Origin of the sequence: Nocardia sp. NPDC050793, assembly GCF_040654065.1 — a bacterium.
Lineage (GTDB): Bacteria > Actinomycetota > Actinomycetes > Mycobacteriales > Mycobacteriaceae > Nocardia.
The window spans coordinates 276,211-297,919 of record NZ_JBFAHG010000002.1 but is presented as its reverse complement, the minus strand read 5'-3'; the positions used below and the strand labels follow the sequence as shown (position 1 = coordinate 297,919).

Annotated in this window: 20 protein-coding genes and 1 pseudogene; 11 read left to right on the top strand and 10 right to left on the bottom strand. The window is 67.8% G+C overall.

Annotation, left to right across the window (positions count from 1 at the left end):
* The 3 genes and pseudogenes from AB0H50_RS06885 to AB0H50_RS06875 form a co-directional block, all read left to right on the top strand.
* Positions 1–1,509, top strand: a pseudogene (locus AB0H50_RS06885) (hypothetical protein); the annotation flags it as partial.
* Positions 1,510–1,526: 17 nt separating this feature from the next.
* Positions 1,527–3,389, top strand: a complete 1,863-nt coding sequence (locus AB0H50_RS06880) for a dynamin family protein (RefSeq protein WP_357448049.1) — start codon at positions 1,527–1,529, stop codon at positions 3,387–3,389.
* A gap of 91 nt (positions 3,390–3,480) precedes the next feature.
* The gene (locus AB0H50_RS06875; RefSeq protein WP_357448048.1) at positions 3,481–5,055 is read left to right on the top strand and encodes a dynamin family protein; all 1,575 of its coding nucleotides are present in this window, start codon (positions 3,481–3,483) and stop codon (positions 5,053–5,055) included.
* Positions 5,056–5,168: 113 nt separating this feature from the next.
* Here AB0H50_RS06875 and AB0H50_RS06870 read toward each other — a convergent pair whose 3' ends face one another.
* The 8 genes from AB0H50_RS06870 to AB0H50_RS06835 form a co-directional block, all read right to left on the bottom strand.
* Positions 5,169–5,804: an endonuclease gene (locus tag AB0H50_RS06870; protein WP_357448046.1), complete on the bottom strand. Its 636-nt coding sequence runs from the start codon at positions 5,802–5,804 to the stop codon at positions 5,169–5,171.
* An 87-nt stretch (positions 5,805–5,891) separates the two neighbouring features.
* Positions 5,892–7,049, bottom strand: a complete 1,158-nt coding sequence (locus AB0H50_RS06865; protein WP_357448044.1) for a zinc-binding dehydrogenase — start codon at positions 7,047–7,049, stop codon at positions 5,892–5,894.
* A 242-nt stretch (positions 7,050–7,291) separates the two neighbouring features.
* Positions 7,292–8,065: an ESX secretion-associated protein EspG gene (locus tag AB0H50_RS06860; RefSeq protein WP_357448042.1), complete on the bottom strand. Its 774-nt coding sequence runs from the start codon at positions 8,063–8,065 to the stop codon at positions 7,292–7,294.
* A 22-nt stretch (positions 8,066–8,087) separates the two neighbouring features.
* Entirely contained in the window at positions 8,088–9,407 is a 1,320-nt protein-coding gene (locus AB0H50_RS06855) for a hypothetical protein (RefSeq protein ID WP_357448040.1), read from the bottom strand.
* Entirely contained in the window at positions 9,407–9,859 is a 453-nt protein-coding gene (locus tag AB0H50_RS06850) for a hypothetical protein (RefSeq protein WP_357449451.1), read from the bottom strand. The genes AB0H50_RS06855 and AB0H50_RS06850 overlap by 1 nt, the downstream gene beginning before the upstream one ends.
* Positions 9,805–10,332: a DUF3558 domain-containing protein gene (locus tag AB0H50_RS06845; protein ID WP_357448038.1), complete on the bottom strand. Its 528-nt coding sequence runs from the start codon at positions 10,330–10,332 to the stop codon at positions 9,805–9,807. The genes AB0H50_RS06850 and AB0H50_RS06845 overlap by 55 nt, the downstream gene beginning before the upstream one ends.
* 24 nt (positions 10,333–10,356) lie before the next feature.
* Positions 10,357–10,704 (bottom strand): DUF397 domain-containing protein, encoded by a 348-nt coding sequence (locus AB0H50_RS06840; RefSeq protein ID WP_357448036.1) that lies wholly within the window; start codon positions 10,702–10,704, stop codon positions 10,357–10,359.
* Positions 10,701–11,582, bottom strand: coding sequence for a helix-turn-helix transcriptional regulator (locus AB0H50_RS06835; RefSeq protein ID WP_357448034.1), 882 nt, complete (start codon positions 11,580–11,582; stop codon positions 10,701–10,703). Before AB0H50_RS06835 ends, AB0H50_RS06840 begins: the two co-directional genes overlap by 4 nt.
* 410 nt (positions 11,583–11,992) lie before the next feature.
* Here AB0H50_RS06835 and AB0H50_RS06830 point away from each other — a divergent pair, with 410 nt between their 5' ends.
* The 3 genes from AB0H50_RS06830 to AB0H50_RS06820 all read left to right on the top strand — a co-directional run bounded on the left by AB0H50_RS06830 (position 11,993) and on the right by AB0H50_RS06820 (position 13,571).
* Entirely contained in the window at positions 11,993–12,460 is a 468-nt protein-coding gene (locus AB0H50_RS06830) for a hypothetical protein (RefSeq protein WP_357448032.1), read from the top strand.
* Between the two features lie 2 nt (positions 12,461–12,462).
* Positions 12,463–12,792, top strand: a complete 330-nt coding sequence (locus tag AB0H50_RS06825; protein ID WP_357448030.1) for a hypothetical protein — start codon at positions 12,463–12,465, stop codon at positions 12,790–12,792.
* Between the two features lie 134 nt (positions 12,793–12,926).
* Complete coding sequence (locus AB0H50_RS06820; RefSeq protein ID WP_357448028.1) at positions 12,927–13,571, top strand: hypothetical protein; 645 nt, start codon at positions 12,927–12,929, stop codon at positions 13,569–13,571.
* Positions 13,572–14,090: 519 nt separating this feature from the next.
* Here the strand turns inward: AB0H50_RS06820 and AB0H50_RS06815 are convergent.
* Together AB0H50_RS06815 and AB0H50_RS06810 are read right to left on the bottom strand one after the other, a co-directional pair.
* Positions 14,091–14,885, bottom strand: a complete 795-nt coding sequence (locus tag AB0H50_RS06815) for an oxidoreductase (protein WP_357448026.1) — start codon at positions 14,883–14,885, stop codon at positions 14,091–14,093.
* A 59-nt stretch (positions 14,886–14,944) separates the two neighbouring features.
* The gene (locus AB0H50_RS06810; protein WP_357448024.1) at positions 14,945–15,523 is read right to left on the bottom strand and encodes a TetR/AcrR family transcriptional regulator; all 579 of its coding nucleotides are present in this window, start codon (positions 15,521–15,523) and stop codon (positions 14,945–14,947) included.
* A 292-nt stretch (positions 15,524–15,815) separates the two neighbouring features.
* Here AB0H50_RS06810 and dnaK point away from each other — a divergent pair, with 292 nt between their 5' ends.
* The 5 genes from dnaK to AB0H50_RS06785 all read left to right on the top strand — a co-directional run bounded on the left by dnaK (position 15,816) and on the right by AB0H50_RS06785 (position 21,620).
* Positions 15,816–17,663: a molecular chaperone DnaK gene (dnaK, locus tag AB0H50_RS06805; protein ID WP_357448022.1), complete on the top strand. Its 1,848-nt coding sequence runs from the start codon at positions 15,816–15,818 to the stop codon at positions 17,661–17,663.
* Entirely contained in the window at positions 17,660–18,322 is a 663-nt protein-coding gene (gene grpE / locus AB0H50_RS06800; protein ID WP_357448020.1) for a nucleotide exchange factor GrpE, read from the top strand. The genes dnaK and grpE overlap by 4 nt, the downstream gene beginning before the upstream one ends.
* Positions 18,323–18,346: 24 nt before the next feature.
* A complete protein-coding gene (dnaJ, locus tag AB0H50_RS06795; RefSeq protein WP_357448018.1) occupies positions 18,347–19,504 on the top strand; it encodes a molecular chaperone DnaJ in 1,158 nt (385 codons plus the stop codon).
* Positions 19,504–19,902: a helix-turn-helix transcriptional regulator gene (locus AB0H50_RS06790; protein WP_357448016.1), complete on the top strand. Its 399-nt coding sequence runs from the start codon at positions 19,504–19,506 to the stop codon at positions 19,900–19,902. The genes dnaJ and AB0H50_RS06790 overlap by 1 nt, the downstream gene beginning before the upstream one ends.
* A gap of 548 nt (positions 19,903–20,450) precedes the next feature.
* On the top strand, positions 20,451–21,620 hold the full coding sequence (locus tag AB0H50_RS06785) for a globin domain-containing protein (protein ID WP_357448014.1): 1,170 nt from the start codon (positions 20,451–20,453) through the stop codon (positions 21,618–21,620).
* The last annotated feature ends 89 nt before the right edge of the window (positions 21,621–21,709 follow it).

Here is a 21,709-nt window from a genome sequence, read left to right as displayed (position 1 = left end):
GGTCTGTCCGCTGGTTTGGAGACCGGTCTTGGCGGAGCAGTTGATGCGGGTGCGAGCCTGGGTGGCGGTCTGTCCGCTGGTTTGGAGACCGGTCTCGGCGGGGCCGTCGATGCGGGTGCGAACCTCGGCGGCGATCTGGCCGGTGGGCTGGAAAGCGCTGTGGGCGGTGCGTTCGAAGCGGGTGCCGGTCTGGAGGGCGGCGTCGAAGGCGCGGTCGACGCGGGCGCCGCGGCCGGTGCCGGGTTGGCGGCCGGGCTCGGGACCGCGGCGAGCGCAGGGGCGGAGTTCGGTGGGGAGTTCGCCGGTGGCATCGGCGGGGCCGTCGATGCCGGGGCCGGGCTGGAGAGCGGCTTGCAGGGCGTGGTCGAGGCTTCCACCGGCGTCGGGTCCGGTGTGTCCGGCGGGGCGAACGCGGGTGCTCAGACGGTCACCGGTCTGGAGTCGAGCGTGTCGGCGGGCCTCGGCAGCGTGCTCGGCGCGGAACACGAGATCGGTGGCGGGCTGAACAGTGAACTCGGCGGCGTGCTCGCCAGCGGCGCGCAAGGCGGCGCCGAACTGGGCGGCGGCTTGCAGGGTCTGGTCGGTGGCGTGACCGGGTTCGGCGGCGGTGCGTCCGGCGGTGCGGATGCCGCCGTCGAGGCGGGCGGCGAGTTCGGAACCGGGTTGGAGACCGGCCTTTCCGGCGGTCTCGAAACCGGCGCTGCGGCGGGCACGGATCTGACGGGCGGTCTCGGCGGTGCGCTCGGGGCGGGCGGCCAGGCGGCGTCCGGAATCGAGGCGGGCCTGTCGGCGGGCCTCGACGCGGCAGGCCAAGCGGGTGCCGGTCTCACGGCCGGGCTCAACGGTGCCATCGGCGCGGCTGGTCAGGCCGGGGCAGGACTGGAATCGGGCCTGTCGGCCGGACTCGGCGCCGCAGGGAACGCGGGCGCGGGTCTGCACAGTGGACTCGAGGCCGGTCTCGGCGCAGCGGGGAATGCGGGCGCGGGTCTGAGCAGTGGTCTCGAGACGGGCATTGGCGGTGCGGCTAACGCGGGTGCTGGTCTGAGCAGTGGTTTGGAGACGGGTATCGGCGGTGCGGCCAGCGCGGGTGCTGGTCTGAGCAGTGGTTTGGAGACGGGTATCGGCGGTGCGGCTAACGCGGGTGCTGGTCTGAGCAGTGGTTTGGAGACCGGCGTCGGCGGTGGCCTGGACTCCGGCCTCGGTGGCACGGCGAGCAGTGGCCTGTCCACCGGAGCCTCCGGCACGTTCCACGGCGGCGCGGACGCGACGCACTCCGGCGCTGGAGCACAGGGTGCGCTCGGCGGCGGCGCGGACCTGGGTGGCAGCATCGGATCCACGGCGGAGACCACCGCGAACACCTGGTCCTCGCTGGACGTTTCGAGCGCATTCGGCAGCGGCTTCGACGGCGGCCTCGGCGCGACCGGCGAGACCTCGCTGTTCGCCGAGGGCGCGTCGAGCGCCGAGATCGGCGGGTCGACGGACCTGTCGGGTGATGCGTTCCTGCACTGAGAGAGGTCGACATCGCGATGGGGACACCCGCATCCGCTTCCGCGCCCGCGGTACCGCTGCTGTCGGTACTGGGTGAAACCATCGCCGCGGCGCGCGCCGCGGGTCGTTCCGACCTGGTCGGCCGCCTGGAGACGGCGGCCGACCGGGTCCGCGACCCGCGGCGTCGCATCGTGATCGCGGGTCAGCTCGGCCAGGGCAAGAGCCGTTTCGTGAACGCGCTGCTGAACGTCGACATCTGTCCGGTCGGCGACGACGCGACCACCGCCGTCCCCGCCGCGCTCGTGCACGGCGATCAGGCGAACGCGGAGCTGCTGCTCACCGATCCGTACGGCGGCGGCGAAACCCGGATTCCGGTGCCGATCGAACAGCTCCCCGAGATCGACGCACGTCTCCCGCTCGCCGATGGCAGGCGGGTGCTGCGGATGGAGATCCAGCTGCCGAATCCGCTGCTCGCCGACGGTATCGTCCTGGTCGACACCCCAGGCGTCGGCGGGCACGGAAATGCTGGCGCCACAACCGTTCTCGGCATGATCCCGGCCGCCGACGCGGTGTTCGTGCTCTCCGACGCCTCCACCGAGATCACCGAACCGGAGTTGGTCTTCCTGCGCCAGGTGCGCGAACTGTGCCCGACGGTCGCGCTGTTGCTCACCAAGACCGACCTGTACCCGCATTGGCGGCGGGTCCACGAAGCGAATCTCGGCCATCTGCACCGCGCCGGGTTGGACGTGCCGATCATCCCGGTCTCGGCGCTGCTGCGCGAGCACGCCATGCGTTTACAGGACGCGCAGCTCGGGATGGAGTCGGGTTTCGGTGTGCTGTATCAGTTCCTGCGCGAGCAGGTGGTGGCTCGCGATCAAGCCGCGACCCGCGCCGCCGTCGCACGCGACATCCAGTCCGCCGCGGAGCATCTGGCGCTCGCGTTGGGCAGCGAACTCGTCGCGCTGCGCGACCCGAATCAGGGTGCGGCGGCGATCCGTGAGCTCCGGGCCGCGAAAACCGCTGCGGAAGAATTGCATCGGCGCACCGCGGCCTGGCAGCAGACGCTCACCGACGGAATCACCGACCTGGCAGGTGATGTCGACCACGATCTGCGAGATCGCCTGCGCGGCCTCACCCGAACCGGCGAAGAGTGGATCGACGAGCACGATCCGGGCAGGCACTGGGACGCTATCGCCGAATGGCTCACCGGCACCGTCGACAGCGCGCTCGGCGACAACCTGCTGTGGACCCACAAGCGTGCGATCCAGTTGGCCGAGCGCGTCGCCGAACACTTCACCCATATCGGTGCGGTGGAGCTGCCCGATGTGAAGAGCGGGCTGAACTCCGAGGAAAGCCTCTCCGGTTGCGGCACTCTCGCCGATCTGGAACCGGATATCGGTTTCGCAAGCAAGCTGCTCGTCGGCATGCGCGGCTCCTACGGCGGCGTGCTGATGGTCGGTCTCGCCAGTACCTTCGCCGGACTGGCCATGCTCAACCCGATCTCCATCGGCGCGGGAATCATCGTGGGCGGCAAGGCATTCCGTGACGACAAACAAGCTCGCCTTGCCCGCCGTCGCGCGGAGGCCAAGAACGCGGTGCGCCGCTTCGTCGACGACGTCGCGTTCCAGGCGGGCAAAGAATCCAAGGACCGCCTGCACAGCATCCACCGCGCCCTGCGCGACCACTACAGCGGTGTCGCCGAGCGCGGCCTGCGGTCCATCGAGGATTCGCTGCGCGCCGCGCAGGACGCGGCCAACATGGAGACCGCGCGCCGCACCGAGCGGTGCGCCGTGCTGGAACGGCAGCTGCGCCTCGTCGCGGAGCTGCGCCGCTACGCCGACGCGATGCAACAGCCCATCGCCGCGCCCGTGCCGAGAGCTCTCGGTACGGTATCTGGGTGATCACGACACCCCACTCGCGCTCGACCAGGGGCGCCGCCTCTTTCCGGTGCACCGTCGCGGCCCGAACCGGCGTGCACGCCGCGGGGCGCCGGTGACCACGAGGGTCGCGCCCGGCATCGTCGTCGAGGCGCACCGGCTGGTGGACGCGGCCAGACAGGCGTTCGCGCGCGAGCCGCGGCCGAGGGCCCTGCTCGCGGACTGCGCGCGCAGGCTTGATCAGCCATTGCGTGTCGCGCTGGCGGGTTCGCTGAAGGCGGGCAAGTCCACATTGCTGAACTCGCTGGTCGGCCAGGACATCGCGCCCACCGACGCGACCGAGTGCACCCGGGTGGTCACCTGGTACCGGAACGGCCCGACCCCGAGCGTCACCGCCTACGCCCCCGACGGCGCCGCCGCGAATGTGGTGGTGCGTCGCGGCGGCGGCGCGCATGGACTGACGTTCGACCTGCAACGGCTGAACTGGAACGCGCCCGGCTCCCGCGAAGTCGACCACCTCGAGGTCGAATGGCCCGCGGCCGCGCTGGCGCACACCACCATCATCGACACCCCCGGCACGTCATCGCTGTCCCGCGAGGTGTCCCGTCGCACCGCCCGCCTGCTGACGCCCGACGACGAGGACGCCGCGGCCGCCGAGCACGTCTCCGTCCCCGGCGCCGACGCGGTCGTCTACCTGCTGCGCAGGCTGGACGCCACCGACATCCGCTTCCTCGAGCGGATCGGCGCGGGAACCGGTGCGCGACAGGGCGGTTCGGGACTTGCCGGTCCGCTGGGGGTGGTCGGCGTGGTTTCGCGGGCCGACGAGATCGGCGCTGGACGCATCGACGCGCTGCATTCGGCGCGCGACGTGGCGTCCCGCTTCGCCACCGAGCTGGAGCGAACGGGGTTGTGCCAGGCCGTGATTCCCGTCGCGGGACTGCTTGCCTTCGCCGCGGCGACACTGCGTCAGCAGGAGTTCACCGCCTTCCAGGCGTTGGCCGGCGTTCCGGTCGACGAGCTGACCGCGGCGATGTTGTCGGCGGACCGCTTCGCGCGCTCCGACATTCCGCTGCCCGTCCCACCGGAACTGCGCGCCCAGCTGGCCGAGCGCTTCGGCATGTTCGGTATCCGCATGGCGGTCACCCTGATTCGGCTCGGCGTCCGCGATTCCGCCACGCTCGCCGCGGAATTGACCAGCCGTAGCGGGGTGGACGAGCTGCGCTCGGTGCTCGACGTGCAGTTCGGCCAGCGCGCCGACCAGCTCAAGGCGCATTCTGCGCTGACCGCACTGGCCAGGGTCCTGACCGTTTATCCGGGCACCCCGGCCGACCAACTGCTGCCGCGGGTCCGCACTCTGCTCGCCGACGTGCACGGTTTCGCCGAACTGCGTCTGCTCGGCCGCCTTCGCACCGACGAATTGACTCTGCCACCAGCCGATCTCGCCGAACTGCACCGCTTGATCGGCGGATCGGGCATCGCACCGCACCTGCGTCTCGGCCTCCCGGCGGAGGCGGGCCCCGAGGCGCAGCGAGCGCAGGCCGTCGCCGCGGTGCGCAAATGGCGCGAACGCGCCCGACACCCGCTGGCCGACCAGCTCACCACCCTCGCCTGCCTGACCGCGGCCCGCAGCGCCGAGGGAACTTTGAGCCTGCTGCCCCCGACGCCAGAGATGCGCATGGGTCGTCACTGACCACCCCGGCCCATCCCCGTCCGATCGCTAAACCCCGATACTGCGTCGCGGCCCGCAGTGGCTGGACCCGGGCGCTGCTGCTCGGCTCCCAAGCCTTGCGCGTACGCGGCCCGTCAGCTCGGCAAGTCCTCGGCCACCTTGTCGTCGATGGTGACGCGAACGAGCGCCGCGGCCAGGTCGGCGGTGCGATCCTTGGGAGCCAGATCGGCCAGCTTGTCCGGCTTGGCGGGTAGGCCGACGCGACGGGCGCCGCGCAGGGCGCGGTCGTCGAAGTGCGGGCGCGCCCAGGACCAGGTGTCCTGGACCTCGCGGAGGAAGATGTCGCTGCCGGTGGGGCCGATGCCGTTGAATTCCTGGAGCAGGTCGGCTGCTCGGTCTGGATCGCCGTCCGCCGCGGCGGCCAGTTCGCGCAGGTCACCGTGGTACTGCTCGATGACGCGGGTGGCGTTCTCGCCGAGCCGGGTCGCGGTGCTCTCGTCGTAGCGCTTGTAGTGGGCGCGGCCGAGGGCGTCGACGAGATCCTGCCAGTCGGCGTCGGCCACCTTCTGCGGTGTCCGGTAGCCGCTGTCGGCCAGTTCCTTGGTGGCGGCCACCGCGATGTCCGCGGAGATCCTGGCGCTCATGAGCTCGGCGAGCATCAGCAGTTGGAACAGCGGCGCGGGTTTGTCCGCGAGCTTGATGCCCGCCTCGGCGGCGTACCCCGTGCCCGCGCGATCCAGCAGGGCCCGCACGACCTCACGATCACCCATCACACCCTCCTCGCTCGGCTACCGAACGCGTACCCCGGCCCGCTGCGTTGATGCACGACGGAATCGACGAAAGTCGGGCCGATGGTCTCAGGGCGCGACCGCGGCGCTGGACGGGTCGATGAGGATCTTGGCGTGGCGTTCCGGGTTGCCCAGCGCGGTGAACGCGTTGTCGATGCCGTCCAGCCCCACGGTGCCGGTGACCAGCGGCGCCGGGTCGACCTTGCCGTCGGCGATCATGTGCAGCGTGTCGCGGAACTCGCCGGGGTCGTAGCCGAGCACGAAGCGCAGCTCGATCTCTTTGTTGATCGCCATCGCCGGGTGGAAGCGATCGGTCTCCATGCACACGCCGACCACGACGACCCGGGACAGCGGGGGAGCCGCGGTGAGTATCTGATCGATGATGCCCGGCACACCGACGCATTCGAAGATCACCGGCCCGGCGGGTCCCGCGTCGAACGTGTGCGCGAGCCGAAAGACATACCACCACGGCAGATTCGGGACCCGGCGCAGTCGCTGCATGGTGTCGAAGCCGAGCCCGAGCAGCTCCGTGACGCTGCCGATTCCCTTCTTGGGCGCCGCCTCCCAAGGCGATTCGGCCGCCGGATCCACCACCACGTCGGCGCCGCACGCGACGGCGAGCTCGCGGCGGCGCGGGGAGAAATCGCTCGCGATCACCGTGCGGACGCCAGCCGCTTTCAGCATGCTGATCACCGCCAAACCGATGGGTCCGCAACCGATCACGAACGCGGTGCGCCCCTTGTCGACCCGACCTTTGCGTACCGCGTGCCAGGCCACCGCCATCGGTTCGGTGAGCGCGGCGAGCTCGGCCGAGAGCCCATTCGGCACCGGCATGGTCATGGATTCCTGCACTACCACCTGCTCGGCGTAGCCGCCCGGCGCGGCCGTCGACAGTCCGGTCAGGTGCGGCTGACCGTCATGCCGAATTATCGGCAACGCAACCACTTTCGTCCCCGGCTTCCACCGCTTCCGGCACCCGGGACCGTATTCGACGATCTCCCCGCTGAATTCGTGCCCGAGCACCACGCTCTGCTCGGCCCGCATGAACCCGTCGTACCCGGTCGCGCTCGCCAGCTCGGCCATCTCGTCGGCATGGGAGCGAGCGTGCAGATCGGATCCGCAGATCCCGCACCGCACCACATTGATCAACACCTGCCCGCGCCCCGGACGCGGCGTCGGCAGCTCCTCGACCTGGAATTTGGTATTCGTCACGACAGCGGCTCGCATACCGGAACTCCTCTCGGACACCCCGCGCCGAACCTATCACCGCTCCACCCACCACGGAGCGATACCGCCACGGTCGAGACGCCTCGACTCGAGCTAGTCCCGATAGAAGCCGACCTGAATGTCGAACGCCTCCAAGTACCACATTGGCAATATCATCGGCCAGGACCAGGGCGGAACGTCCAGCAGCCCTACACCGGCGAGCGCGGCGGCGATGCGTCGATGGCGGGCAGCGGCGGCGACGCTCAGAACGGGAGGTGGACCCCGTCGCGTACTTCGTCGACGGTGCGGGCGATCATCTGTCGCAGGGTGGCGGTGATGCGGTCGGCGGTGCTGGGTTTGACGGTGAGCTGGTCCGTGCCGAAAGTGACGTAGCGGCCGTCATTTTCGACGTCGTTGATCTGGAAGTCCTTGCGACCGTGTACGTGCCGGTTGTCGGGGCTGCCCATCGCGTAGACCCCGACGTGGGCGACGAGGGTCATGGCGTTGGTGAAGAATTTCTCGAATTCTTCGCGCGGAGTGGGTTTCCAGGCGTCGCGGACGTGCGGGCAGGGCTGCTCGAGTTCGGTCGCGGTGACCTGGAGCTGTCGGCCGCGTCCGGGGCCGCGGTCGGGGAGTGCGTCTACCACGGCGCGCGCGACCTCACCGGCGGGCAGCAGCCGCAGCGCCACGTCGCCGCCATGGTCCTGGTCCTGCCCCGGCTCCTGGACGGCGATCGCGCCGTGTCCGTCATGAACTCCGGCGTGGGCGCGCAGCTTTCGTTCCCGGCGCGGGCCTGCGAATCCGGCGAGTTCCACCCGCGCTTGCGGGGCAAGCAACACTTCCACCGCGCGCACCAGGTCGTCATCGAGCTGCGGGTGCAGCGAGCGGGCCGCCGCCTGCCGCAGCCGCATGGTGTCTTCCGCGAATTCGGTGGTGTGCTGGTGTCGCAGCGGGTAGGGCAGTACGTCACGGCCGGTGGATTCCCACAGCGTCCGGAATTCGAGCGCGGTGAACCGCCAGCTCCGTAGCTCGAGCATCGAAATGTCCCTGTCCGTCCGGTTATTCGCCGATCACCGGCGGCACGGTCTTGCTGATCGAGTCCAGTCCGGTGAGGGCTTCGCCGTTCTCCTGGTTGATGAGGTAGTCGGGGATGCCCTTGCTGGATTCGTCGTCCTTGCCGCCGGGGCGCGCACCGCCCAGGCCACCCATGCCTGGCATGCCGGCGCGCCCGGCGCCCGGGGCGCTGGACCTCGCGGCGGCCGGAGCGCCAGGCGCGCCGGTGGCGGGCGTACCGGGAATCGAGCGGCCGGGGCCCGGCGGCACCGCGTTCGGGTTGCCGGGTCCGGGGCCGCCGCCGGGGCCGCCCGGGCTGCCCGGTGTGCCGGGGCCGGGTGTGGTCGGCGTCTGGGTGGAGGCGGGCGTGGTGGACGCGGGCGACGTGTCGGTGGACTGCGGCGTCGAGGTGGGGTTGTCGGTGCTCGACGGGTTGGCCGACTCGTCCGGGTTCTCCTCGACGGGCGAATTCTGTTCGGGATTCTCAGTGCCCGTGGGTTTCTGGTCGCCGGTGTTGTTGCCGCCCTGATTCGGGTTGCCGGTTCCGGTACCGCCGCCACCGCCGCCGTCACCGGGGCCGACCTTGCCGTCGCCCGGCTTGGTGGTCTGCGCCGGGCGGGGGATCTGTGGCACGTTGGTGTCGGTCTCCAGCACCACGGGGGCGTACACGGTTTTCAGCACCCGCAGCGCCTCGGTCCTGGCGTTGTATGCGGCGACATCGTCGTTGCGCCAGCCGCGCCCGACGATCCAGGCGCGGGCATTGTCGACGCCGCTGCGATGCTCCGGCGGATGCGGCACCAGTTGCTTGGTCGGCTCCAGCCCGGTCTGCAATTCCGAGAGCTTGTTACCGGTCAGCTTCGCCGCGTTGGTGACCTGAGCGGCCTCGGCCGTGTAGGCGTTGACAGCGCCGAGCGCCGCGTCGCGCGCCGATCCCTTCCACACGCTGTCGTCGGTGGCCTTGGCCATCGCCTGGGAGAAGGTGTCCAGCGAGGTCTGATGCCGTTGGGCGATCGTCTTCCAGGTGGTGGCCAAGCTGCTGACGGACTCGATGCTGATCTGATCGACCTTGCGGCGCAGCGTGGCGAGATCGTCGCGGTCGAACTCGTCGGGGCCGCGCACCTCCTTGGGCCGGTATGCGCCCTGGAAGCCGATGTCGTCTACGCCGTCGCGCACATTGGCGCGCTGGCGGTTGTACTTGTCCTGCACCGAGTACGGATCGACGTCGGGCTGCAACTCCTCACCGGAGATGACGTTGGTGACGTTGCGGAGGATGGTCGACCCCAACTGGCCCTCGAAGATCTGCAGACTGGCGAACGGATTACCCATCAGCCGACCTGCTCGGTGGCGTTGGTGATCGGGGCGGCGTTCTCGACGTCTTGGCCGGTGATGCGTTTGAAGGAGATCGCCATGACCTCGCGCATGTTCGTTACGGTCTCGATGTGCTCGAGGATGACCTTGTCGATCGAGTTGTCTTCGCCGGTGGCCTGTTTCAGGAATTTCTGGACCAGGTCGTTGCCCATGTTGAAGTCGCCGAAACCGGAGACTGCCTTGGCGTTGCTCACATACGTACGCAACTCGGCGAGCTCTGCCAGACGCTGATCGCAGGCGGCAAAGCACTGTTGAGCCGCTGCCTGATCATCGAGGTATAGATCACCGGCGCGCGCCTTATCTGCAATTTGTTGCCATTGGGCTAACTGCTCATTGCTCAACTCTATCCCCCATTTTAGGTCGGCAATACCGGCACGATTGACTTGCCAGCCTTGGAAAGGATCGCGCACGGATCTTCAAGATTGTTCAGAGCTGCGTTATTCAGAATTCGAATCTGTACGACACCCTGCGCTGCGGGAAAGACGACATCGCAGTCCAACTGCTTTGATGCGCCCTCAACGCGAAATTCTCGTCCTGCGCGGCCAGCGATTGTGACGTCCCGAAACTCCACATTTCCAGGCTTGGCCTCGAATTCCGATACGGACCGTCCGGTCGAGAAGACGCTCAGGTGGTACCCACGACTCTTCCAAGTGCAGATCTCCCAGCCGGCTTGGGGCACGCCAGCAATGCCAGGCTCCTCGGTTGCTGGATCGACCCCGGCCCCGCGCAACGCATCATCGGGAATCCCCGAGCACGGATTGAACAGGGCTGCGGCACCACTTGTTCTGGTAGTGGTAGGCGACCCGCTCGTGGTATCCACGCACCCGACCGCGCCGGATGCGAGCAAGGCCCCAAGCAGTACCAATGTGATTCGACGGCCCATCCCCACCCTCTCAACCCGTAAGATTCAGGCTTCGTCAACCGTAGCAGATAGCGGACCGGCCTCACTTGCTACGCCACCTGCGCTCGGTGGACGGTGACGACCCTGGTCTCGGACCTCGTAGGCCAAAGGTGGGTTGTCGTCCGCTGCCCGCTGGGCCACCCGGTCAGGCGGGCCGGTGAATTCGCCGTCCAACACACCTATGGTGAAAGCGTTCCACTCCTCCGGCGTGAAGACCAGCGCCGGACCGTTTGGGTCCTTCGAATCACGAACACCGACCTGACCGACATCGAGCCAAGCGATCTCGACACACGCCTCACCACCCTGGCTGTAGCTCGACTTGAACCACTGTGCGCCGGATAGGTCGATTTTCACTGTCCGTATCTCCTTGCCATGACTCTCAGCAGGTCTCGCGATGGGTCTTCTTCCAATGCGGCACATCGGATCTTGTCGTGAATCGACAGGAAGCGCGTCACGTCTTCGTCCTTCTCGAAAATCATCGTTCCTATCGCGCCCTCGGTGTAGACAACGGACGGCTCGTTGTGCGGGAAGTCGATGATGATGTACGGCGGTACCGCGCCCCCGGTGGGGAGACCGGCCCGGCAAGGGACGATTCGGATTGAAATGTTGTCGCGCGTGCCGATGTCGGCAAGATGATGTAGCTGTACGGCCATGATTCGGTTAGAACCGACGACGGTGCACAGGGCCGTTTCGTGCAGTATGAACTCGACTCGAACCGGCCTGTACCTGCGTGTAATCAGGGTCGTTCGTTGCATTCGCAAAGAAACCCGGCGGTCGATCTCCGCCGGTGTGTCAGTCGGTAGGAAGGCTTCCTCGGTGACGCGCGCGTAGTCGGCAGTCTGCAACAGGCCCGGTACGACCAGCGATTGAAAGAAGTGGAGTCCGGTTGCCGCCGCTTCCAGCTGGAGATACGTGTTGAATCCAGGTCGGATCAAATCCCTGAAGTCTTCCCACCAGAAGCGCGTATTGCCCTGTGCTGCAAGGAGCTTCAGATACTCCGTCCGCTCCTCCGGCAGCCCGTAATACTCGCAGATGAACTCGACGTCCCGAACCTTCACCCGTTCGTTCTGCCCGAGTTCCAGCCGCCCCAGCGAGGAGCGGCTGATCTCCAGTACTTCGGCGACCTGTTCGAGGGTGTACCCGTTGGCCTGGCGCGCGTCGCGCAGCGCTCGGCCCAGCTGGCGGCGCGGCAGTGTCGTCGTCCTGCCCGCGCCCTCCTTCGCGCTCACCATCCTGCGTCCTCCCCTGCTCCCACGGTGCGATCGATGGTTACCACAGCGAGAATCGTTGCGCGCCCGACGCGGAAGGCCCGCGAGGCGCTGCGCCGAACCCGGACCCGCGCCGTCGCCGACCCCACCGAATGGAGCACGCTACGCAGCATATTCCCCTGACGCCCTGGATAGTTCGGGAACCACGGTGCAGGCCATTTCGGTGTCGTCGGACCCCCACGGACCGGCTGGGAGATCGTCTGCGCGAAGCTCCGGAGTCGTCCGTCCCTGCTCTCCCACGATGTGCGCGACGGGTTCCCACGGAGAGCATTCCCGGGCCGTCGAGTCGGGAATCGCCCTGGTGATATCGATCGATTGCCGGGAGTCGAGTGTTTCGGACCTTTCTCTATGTGCGCGCTGTTCAGCATGGCCCCATGACACAACGACAGGGAACACAACTGCTCACCGGTGCGATCTCGTCAGCGGCGCAACCTGGTTCGGCCGCCGGGCCGACGGCGTTGGGGTTCGTGCGGGGTGAGGTCTCGGGGCAGGCCGCCTCCCGGCACGAGGCGGCGGTGCTGCGGCATGCGCGAGCGCTGGGCTATCGATACATGTTTACGGTGCGGCCGCCCGACGATTGCGCCGATCCGGTCGGGCTCGTGCTCGGTCTCGCGGCGGGGGTGGGGATCGCCGCGATCGTGGTCCACGACCTGGCCCACGTCGATGACCGGCCCGCGCGGATCTGCGAGGACTTCGACCTGGAGACGGTGTGCCCGCCGAGCACGTGGGCGCGGGTCGGCGCACCGGCGTACCCGGGGACGGTCCCGGACGGGGAAGTATTGCGCGAGGTGCTGGCCCGGCTGTCGGAATCGGCCACATCTCCGCGGTCGTCGCGGGAGTGACCATGCGTCGGACCGTGGTCGGAGCCGCCCACACGGGTTGGCGTATCGCGGGGCATCGCATCGAAATCCTGTTCCTTCAGGATGCTTGCGATGCCACGCCGGCCTACCGGCGCGGGCCCGCCGGGAAATCCGTGCCGATTCCGCTGGGGCAGTGCGGGTTCGTGCTGTTCGACGAGCGTGCGTTGCCGGATCTGGCGCAGGCGCGGGACTGGTTTCCGCGGCACCACCGGCTGTGGGACGCGGTACGCGCCGAGTTCTGGGCGATGTCGCTGTGGGCGGGCGGCGCGCGGAACGCGGAGACGTCCTCGCCGCACCGCGCGAAAAGGCGGTGAGGCGATAGCGGGCGCGGCGACGACGGCCGAGAAGGCCCGCGAAGACGAGTTGCGCCCCCTCGGCTGACTCGTCGTCCGCCAACTGAATTCCTTTGACCCACTCCCCGGTACGAGCGACCTACCGAAGGAACAACATGCCCACTCGACGAAATCGGCTGCGGCCAAAGCCGAAATCTCCGTTGACGCCGTCCGCGACCGTCCCCGCCCTGCGCTACCCACCGCGCGCCGTGATCGACGCGATGCTCGGGGCCATGCTGACCGAATTTCGCGCCGAACCGGCCGCGTCCAGTTCTGGCACGGTCCACTTCTGGGGTTTCGCCCGCGCCGCCGACCCCGCCACCCACGACATGGCGCACACCGCTGTCACCCTCGATCCCGATGCCGCGCGGTCGCCGATCCTCGAATCCGCCGAATGGTTACTGCGCCGATTCGCCGGGCGGCTGTGGGCATTCGGGCTGGCGCACCGGACGAGCGGTGAACTCGTCGCCGGAACCGGTGCACCATCGAGCCCGGCCGAGTGCGGGTCGGATGTCGAGCTCGCATACCTCTGCACCGCAACAATTTTCGATGCCCGCGCCCGCGCCTACACTGCGCTGAGCTACCTGCACCTACCGGAACCCGGGCAGACGGACACTCGCGTGCACGACACCCGCGAAGCCACCGACACCTGGATCGACCTGTTCGACCGCCGCGCACCCGCCGCACACGCCTGGGCGGCCGCGATCACCTTGGACCCGCGTGCCAACCACGCCGCGATAACCCGGCTCCGGTCCGTGTGAAACCCCTGGTTTCTCACCTTCGGTGTGGAGCGGTTGCCGCGCAGAGCATTTCGACACCCGCATAGGTCGCAGTGTGTGCGAGGTGGTCGTCGGCTGTGCTGTAGCTCTGGGAGGTCATGTCAGCAGCGCCATCCCGCGGCGGCGCGGAGACCGCTGGCTCCATGTCAACTGATTCCGATCGTGCCGCGAATATCGTTGCCGGGCACTTGATTCGCTCGTACGTTCGACTATTGTCGGGTGCGTCCCGCCTTCTCTTGGGGGTGTGCCCTGTTGAATGGGCCGAATGACCACTCCCCTCCCGGGATTGGTGCAACGGTCAGCCGACCTACTTCAGGTCTACCTGTCTGGGGGCAGGGTCGGTGCTCCGGTCCATGGACCGTGGCGCCTTGACTCGGACCCACTGCGAACCGGTTTCGGGGAGCGGACACGGCGGCGCGAAGGGTCGCGCCGCCGCTCGTCCTACTGCGGGAGGCGCTCAGGCGCACGAAATATCTTGCGGCCGGAAGCGTTCCAGCTGTCTCACACCGACTTGACGATCCCGCCGTCGATCAGATGATCGGAGCCGGTGATGCTGCCCGCCACGTCCGAGAGCAGAAAGGTGATCAGCGCCGCGACCTCGTCGGGTTCGGTGAGTCGTCCGGTGACCATGCCCATCCGTGCGGGCACGTGGGTGAGGAATTCGGTGTGGTCGACGGCGACGGCCGCGGCCAGCTTTCCGCCGAAACCGTCAGGCGCTTCCCAGATGTCGGTGCGCACCGGTCCGGGGGAGACGGTCGCGACCCGGACGCCGTGTGGGCCCAGTTCTTCGGCGAGTCCCTTGCCGAACGCGGTGAGCGCGGCCTTGGCGACGTTGTAGGCCAGCGGTGGTCCGGCCGGACGGCGCGCGCCGATCGAGGACACGTTGACGATCGCGCCGCCACCCACCGTCAGGAACGGCAGCGCCGCCCTGGTGACCCGCACTGCCGCGAAGAGATTGAGGTCGAACACCTCGCGCCAGTGCGCGTCGTCGATCGTCGCGAATCCGCCGATGTCCACCGCGTCGCCGCCGCCGACGTTGTTCACCAGCAGGTCGATGCCGCCGAGTTCGGCCGTTGCGCGCGCCACCAGTTCGTCCGCACTCTCCGCCGCGGCGAGGTCGACCGCAACGGCCGTCGCACCCGTCGCCTCGAGTTCGGCGGTGGGTTTGCGCGCCGCGCCGACGACCCGCACGCCCTCGGCGGTCAGCCGACGCACCGTCGCAAGTCCGATGCCGCGACTGGCCCCGGTGACGACCGCGGTCTTGCCGTTGAGCTGGAGATCCATGTTGCCTTCCATTCTTTAACTAGAGGTACAAAATGCGGGTACGCGAAAGCGCTCCCCCGGAAAAGGATCGTTCAGAGCGAGTCGATCACCGCGTCGATCGTGCGCATCGACCGTTCCGACCCTTCGGCGGTCTTGGAAAGCACCTGCATTCCGATCAACGTGCTGAGCAGCATGCTCGCCGTCGCCTTCGGATCGCGGCCGCGGTCGATTTCGCCCGCGCGCTGCCCTTCCTCGATGACGGCCTCGAACGCCGACTCGGTGCGGTCGAACATGCGCCGGACCGATGCGGTGGCTTCCGCATCCGCGCCGCCGAGCGCCGCGGCGGTGTTCACCGCGAAGCAGCCGCGCCGATCGGGATCGGCGAGATTGGCCTCCGCGGCCAGGCGCAGCGCGGTGCGCAGCCGCTCTTTCGCCGGCCCCGGCCGGTCCAGCAGTCCGGTGAGCGCTGCGGCCTGGTTGTCTCGATAGTGCTCGAGCGCCCGTTCGAACAGCGCCCGCTTGCTGCCGAAAGTGTTGTACAGGCTGCCTTTTCCGATGCCGAGCGCGTCGATCAGATCCTGCGGGGTGGTGTCGGCGTACCCCTTGCGCCAGAACACCTCGGTCGCCTGCGCGACGGCGGTGTCCGGATCGAACTGTTTCGGCCTGCCCACGGCTGCGAGCCTAGCACCGTTTTATACCTGAAGGTCAATTTCGAGTCCTCGGGAATATCGCACGGGGGGTCGCCGGTTGAGGTTTTCGACAACATTGAGCGAGTCGGACTCAAGTTTCAGTTGACGCCCGGTAGGGATTGGGTGCAGGATTGAGCCGACCACGCTCAGCGTTGCTGGGACCGTGCTCCGTGAGGTGCTGGGGGCGAGGTCTCGCGGCGGTGCAGAACACGCCGCAGGGCGAGCTGTCTCGCCAGGCACCGACACATAAGTACGTCAACTAGGAGGAACAAACATGGCTCGTGCGGTCGGAATCGACCTCGGGACCACGAACTCGGTCGTCGCCGTTCTCGAAGGCGGCGAGCCGGTCGTCGTCGCCAACTCGGAAGGATCGCGCACCACCCCGTCGATCGTCGCGTTCGCGAAGAACGGCGAGGTACTGGTCGGTCAGCCTGCGAAGAACCAGGCCGTCACGAACGTCGACCGCACCATCCGCTCCGTCAAGCGCCACATCGGCACGGACTGGTCCGTCGGCATCGACGACAAGAAGTACACCGCGCAGGAGATCAGCGCGCGCGTGCTGATGAAGCTCAAGCGCGACGCGGAGGCCTACCTCGGTGAGGAGATCACCGACGCCGTCATCACCGTGCCCGCGTACTTCGAGGACTCGCAGCGCCAGGCCACCAAGGAGGCCGGTCAGATCGCCGGTCTGAACGTGCTGCGCATCGTCAACGAGCCCACCGCGGCCGCGCTCGCGTACGGCCTGGACAAGGGCGACAAGGAACAGACCATCCTGGTCTTCGACCTCGGTGGCGGCACCTTCGACGTCTCGCTGCTGGAAATCGGCGAGGGCGTCGTCGAGGTCCGCGCCACCTCCGGTGACAACCACCTCGGTGGCGACGACTGGGACGAGCGGGTCGTCCAGTGGCTGGTCGACAAGTTCAAGGGCACCTCGGGCATCGACCTCACCAAGGACAAGATGGCCATGCAGCGTCTGCGCGAGGCTTCCGAGAAGGCCAAGATCGAGCTGTCCTCGTCGCAGTCGACCTCGATCAACCTGCCCTACATCACCGTCGACGCGGACAAGAACCCGCTGTTCCTCGACGAGCAGCTGACCCGCGCCGAGTTCCAGAAGATCACCTCGGACCTGCTGGACCGCACTCGCGCTCCGTTCCAGTCCGTGATCAAGGACGCGGGCATCAACGTCGCCGACATCGACCACGTTGTCCTCGTGGGCGGCTCGACCCGTATGCCCGCCGTCTCGGACCTGGTGCGCGAGCTGACCGGCGGCAAGGAGCCCAACAAGGGCGTGAACCCGGACGAGGTCGTCGCCGTCGGCGCCGCCCTGCAGGCCGGTGTGCTCAAGGGTGAGGTCAAGGACGTCCTGCTGCTCGATGTGACCCCGCTGTCGCTGGGTATCGAGACCAAGGGCGGCGTGATGACCAAGCTCATCGAGCGCAACACCACGATCCCGACCAAGCGTTCGGAGACCTTCACCACGGCCGACGACAACCAGCCGTCGGTGCAGATCCAGGTGTTCCAGGGTGAGCGCGAGATCGCCTCGCACAACAAGCTGCTCGGCTCCTTCGAGCTGACCGGCATCCCGCCCGCCCCGCGCGGCGTGCCGCAGATCGAAGTTACCTTCGACATCGACGCCAACGGCATCGTGCACGTCACCGCCAAGGACAAGGGCACCGGCAAGGAGAACACGATCAAGATCCAGGACGGCTCCGGCCTGTCCAAGGAGGAGATCGACCGGATGGTGAAGGACGCCGAGGCGCACGCGGCCGAGGACAAGGCGCGTCGCGAGGAGGCGGAGACCCGCAACCAGGCCGAGTCGCTGGTGCACCAGACCGAGAAGTTCATCAAGGAGAACGAGGACAAGGTGCCCGCGGACGTGAAGTCCAAGGTCGAGGCGGCCATCGCCGACGCCAACGAGGCGCTGAAGGGCACCGACATCGCGGCCGTGAAGTCCGCGGTGGAGAAGCTCGCCACCGAGTCGCAGGCGCTCGGCCAGGCCATCTACGAGGCCTCCGCCGCCGAGCAGGCCGCGTCCGGCGACGGCGCGTCCAGCTCCGCGAACGACGATCAGGTCGTGGATGCCGAGGTCGTTGACGAGCCGGTCGACACGGAGAAGAAGTGACAGAGGGCAACCAGGGCGATTCGGCACAGGAACCGATCACCTTCGTCGACAAGCGCAAGGTCGACCCGGCCACCGGTGAGGTTCGGGAACCGGTCGTGGATACCGCGGCCGGGCCCGGCCCCGAGGGCGGCAACGGTGCGGAAGGCAATGGCGTGCTGACTCCCGAGGGAGCCGAAGCGCTGGCCGACGTGATCGGTGTCGAGCTCGCCGAGCGTACCGCCGACCTACAGCGGCTGACCGCGGAATACGCCAACTACCGCCGCCGCGTCGAGCGCGACCGCAAGGCCGCCATCGACGGCGCCAAGGCGGCCGTGGTCACCGAACTGCTCGGCGTGCTCGACGATCTGGATCGCGCGAGGGCCCACGGCGACCTCGAGTCCGGACCGCTGAAGTCGGTGGCGGACAAGCTGGTCGACGCGCTGCGCAAGCAAGGCCTCGAGGAGTTCGGCACGGAGGGCGAGCCTTTCGACCCGACCCTGCACGAGGCCGTGCAGCACGAGGGTTCCGGCGCGGATCCGGTGCTCGGTGTCGTCATGCGCAAGGGCTATCGGTTCGGCGATCGGGTGCTTCGGCACGCGCTCGTCGGGGTAACCGATGGCGTGGCCGATCTGGCCGAGGACGAGGCATCGGACGCAGATGCCAATGCCGACGACAATTGACACAGCGAGAGGAGGAGATACCCGGTGAGCCAACGGGAGTGGATCGAAAAGGACTTCTACAAGGAGCTGGGTATCTCCTCCAGCGCCTCGCAGGACGAGGTCAAGAAGGCCTACCGCAAGCTCGCCCGCGACCTGCACCCGGATGCCAATCCGGGTGACACCAAGGCCGAGGAGCGCTTCAAGGCCGTCAGCGAGGCGCATGCCGTGCTGTCGGATCCGGCCAAGCGCAAGGAGTACGACGACACGCGAAAGCTCTTCGCGGGCGGTGGTTATCCGCGCGGCGGGTTCACCCCCGGCGGCGCGGGCGGCTTCTCGCAGGAATTCAACATCGGCGACATCTTCGGCGGCGGCGCCACGGGCGACGGCGGGCTCGGCGACCTGCTCGGCGGCTTGTTCAACCGGGGCGGCGCTCGCACCACGAGCCGTCCGCGGCGCGGGTCCGACGTGGAGACCGAGACGACGCTCGGCTTCCGCGAGGCCGCGCAGGGCGTGACCGTTCCGCTGCGGATGACCAGTCCGTCGCCGTGCACCACGTGTCACGGCAGCGGCGCCAAGCCGGGGACCAGTCCCCGAGTCTGCCCCCTCTGCAACGGAACCGGGGTGGTCAGCCGCAATCAGGGTGCGTTCGGATTCAGCGAACCGTGCGACGAGTGCCGTGGTTCCGGCTCGATCATCGACGACCCGTGTGTCGACTGCCACGGCAACGGAATCCAGAACCGCACCCGCACCATCACGGTGCGGATTCCGCCTGGCGTCAGCGACGGTCAGCGGATCCGGTTGGCCGGACAGGGCGAGGCGGGACTGCGCGGTGCGCCCTCGGGCGACCTGTTCGTCACCGTGCACGTCAGCCAGGACAAGGTCTTCGGCCGCAACGGCGACGACCTGACCCTGGTGCTGCCGGTCAGTTACGCTGAGTTGGTGCTCGGCACAACGGTCTCCGTGCCGACGTTGGAAGGGCGCGTCGGCGTCAAGGTACCGCCGGGCACCGCCGACGGGCGGATCCTGCGGGTGCGTGGCCGCGGTGTCCCCAAGCGCGGCGGCGGCGCCGGTGACCTGCTGGTCACCGTCAAGGTCGCGGTGCCACAGAAACTGGACAGCGATGCCGCCGACGCGCTGAAGCGCTATCAGGAGGCGGAGCGGTCCAGCGGGTTCGATCCTCGTGCGGGATGGGCAGGTGCGTGATGTCCACTGATCCGAAGAAGGCGTCCGGTGGGTCGCGAGCCGAGTTCTTCATGATCTCGGTGGCGGCCCAGCTGGCCGGCATGCATGCGCAGACCCTGCGCACCTATGACCGGCTGGGACTGGTGACGCCGCAACGCACTTCGGGCGGCGGGCGACGTTATTCGGCGCGGGACGTCGAGCTGCTGCGCGAGGTGCAGCGGCTGTCCCAGGACGAGGGCGTGAACCTGGCGGGCATCAAACGCATCATCGAACTCACCAATCAGGTCGAGGAATTGCGGGAGCAGCTCGCCGAGACACGCGCGGAGGTGGAGCGGCTTCGGGCGGGTTATCGCCCGGATCTCACCCCGCCGCAACGCAGTACGGCGTTGGTGGTGTGGAAGCCACGCAATCAGCGCTGAGCCGAGAGTAATTCGGGCCTCGCCGCCGACTCGTTTTCGGGTCCGCGGCGGGGCTCTTTCTTATTGCGCGGAAAGCCGAGCGTTGTTACCGATGGGTCGGAGTTTGCTATGCGACTATCCGAGTTTGCTGGGGCGCAGTGGATTCCGTTGGTCGCCTCCGGGCACAGCCGGAACCGACCGGTCTGCTTTTCTTGTCCGGGTGCGATGCGAGAAGATTGCCCCGCAGCAACTCTCGGCTCTGATCAGGGTGTTGCCACAAGATCGCTCCGCCCGTGTCAACTGGACGAGTCTTGCAAACCGGGCCGCGCGAATTCGGTGAGTGCGAGACCGAATCCACCACTCCAGTACGGTCTTTCGGTCTGTTACTTGCGTGTTTTTCGCTTCCGTTTCTTGTTTCTGCGGAATTCCAAGCGTGATGTTTAATCGTTGCGTTCCGTTGCTGGCAAACCTCGCCTACACTCCTTGGCATCGGCTGCTGTCGAGTGTCCCGCAGCACTTCACTCGCCGGCGCGCTCTGCGTTCTAGTGCGAAATGGGGTTGTGACACAAATGGATTCGCGGACTGTCGCTTTGATCAGAACAACGTTCAAGGCGGTTGCTGCGGAAGACGGCGGGCCGGAAAGGCTCTCCAGGTCGTTCTACGCGATCCTTTTCACGGACTACCCGCAAGTCCGTGATTTCTTCCCCGCTGCGATGGATTCACAGCGCGACCGCCTCGTCAAGGCCATCGGCTACGCCTTGGATCGGCTCGAGGAGCCCGACAAGTTGTTGCCGTTCCTCGCCCAGCTCGGCCGCGACCACCGCAAATACGGTGTGCAGGCCGAACACTACGTCGCGGTGGCCACCGCGCTGAAGACCGCGATGCGCCGCTTCGCGGGCACCGAGATGTGGACCGACGAGGTCGAGAAGGCATGGGACGAGGGGTTGGCCGTCATCGGCAACACGATGATGGGCGCCGCCGAGAAGGAGGCCACGCCCGCCGCCTGGTCCGGCAGGGTACTGGAGAACCGGCTCGTCCTGCGCAATCTGGCGATCGTGCGATTACAACTGGACCAGCCGATGCGGTACGCCGCGGGTCAATACATGAGCGTGCAGATTCCCTCGCGGCCGAGGATGTGGCGCTACCTCTCGCCCGCCGTGCCCGCGAATGCCAACGGCGAGATCGAATTCCACGTGCGCGGCGTCATGGGCGGCTGGGTCAGCCCGGCCATCGTCGGCCAGACGCAAGTGGGGGACCAGTGGCTGATCGGCTCGCCGCTCGGCGGGCTCGGCGTGCCGCGCAACACCAAACGCAAGATGCTCATGGTGGGCTGCGGCACCGGCATCGCGCCGCTGCGGGCCCAGCTCATGCAGATGGCGTTGCGGCGAAGCAATCCGAAGGTGCACCTTTTCGTGGGCGGGCATCACCCGTGCGATCTCTACGATCTGGAGACGCTGAGCAACCTGGCCGTCGCCAACCGCTGGCTGACCGTGACACCGGTCAGTGAGAGCGACGAAAACCCGTGGTGGTACGACGAATCCGGGGTGGTCGAGCGCATATGGCCGGGCCTGGAGCCGCGCATGACGGGCCAGATCGGCAAGGTCGTCGCCAGCTACGGCTCGTGGACCGATCGTGACGTGCAGATCGTCGGTTCGCCCTCGATGGTGCAGACCACCAAGTTCCGCTTGATGGCGGCGGGTACCCAGACCAAGAGCATCCGCCACGATCCGCTGTTCTGAGGTCTTCGTCGTTCCGGCGAAGGCCGGGATCCAAGCGGGTGACGACTATCCGCGAGTCTGCGACTGGATCCCTGCCTTCGCCGGAACGA

Excerpts from the sequence above, each read along its gene's own strand:
- AB0H50_RS06880 (WP_357448049.1), top strand. The coding sequence starts at position 1,527 with ATGGGGACACCCGCATCCGCTTCCGCGCCCGCGGTACCGCTGCTGTCG.
- AB0H50_RS06870 (WP_357448046.1), bottom strand. The coding sequence starts at position 5,804 with ATGGGTGATCGTGAGGTCGTGCGGGCCCTGCTGGATCGCGCGGGCACG.
- AB0H50_RS06865 (WP_357448044.1), bottom strand. The coding sequence starts at position 7,049 with ATGCGAGCCGCTGTCGTGACGAATACCAAATTCCAGGTCGAGGAGCTG.
- AB0H50_RS06860 (WP_357448042.1), bottom strand. The coding sequence starts at position 8,065 with ATGCTCGAGCTACGGAGCTGGCGGTTCACCGCGCTCGAATTCCGGACG.
- AB0H50_RS06855 (WP_357448040.1), bottom strand. The coding sequence starts at position 9,407 with ATGGGTAATCCGTTCGCCAGTCTGCAGATCTTCGAGGGCCAGTTGGGG.
- AB0H50_RS06845 (WP_357448038.1), bottom strand. The coding sequence starts at position 10,332 with ATGGGCCGTCGAATCACATTGGTACTGCTTGGGGCCTTGCTCGCATCC.
- AB0H50_RS06835 (WP_357448034.1), bottom strand. The coding sequence starts at position 11,582 with ATGGTGAGCGCGAAGGAGGGCGCGGGCAGGACGACGACACTGCCGCGC.
- AB0H50_RS06830 (WP_357448032.1), top strand. The coding sequence starts at position 11,993 with ATGACACAACGACAGGGAACACAACTGCTCACCGGTGCGATCTCGTCA.
- AB0H50_RS06825 (WP_357448030.1), top strand. The coding sequence starts at position 12,463 with ATGCGTCGGACCGTGGTCGGAGCCGCCCACACGGGTTGGCGTATCGCG.
- AB0H50_RS06820 (WP_357448028.1), top strand. The coding sequence starts at position 12,927 with ATGCCCACTCGACGAAATCGGCTGCGGCCAAAGCCGAAATCTCCGTTG.
- AB0H50_RS06815 (WP_357448026.1), bottom strand. The coding sequence starts at position 14,885 with ATGGAAGGCAACATGGATCTCCAGCTCAACGGCAAGACCGCGGTCGTC.
- dnaK (WP_357448022.1), top strand. The coding sequence starts at position 15,816 with ATGGCTCGTGCGGTCGGAATCGACCTCGGGACCACGAACTCGGTCGTC.
- AB0H50_RS06790 (WP_357448016.1), top strand. The coding sequence starts at position 19,504 with ATGTCCACTGATCCGAAGAAGGCGTCCGGTGGGTCGCGAGCCGAGTTC.
- AB0H50_RS06785 (WP_357448014.1), top strand. The coding sequence starts at position 20,451 with ATGGATTCGCGGACTGTCGCTTTGATCAGAACAACGTTCAAGGCGGTT.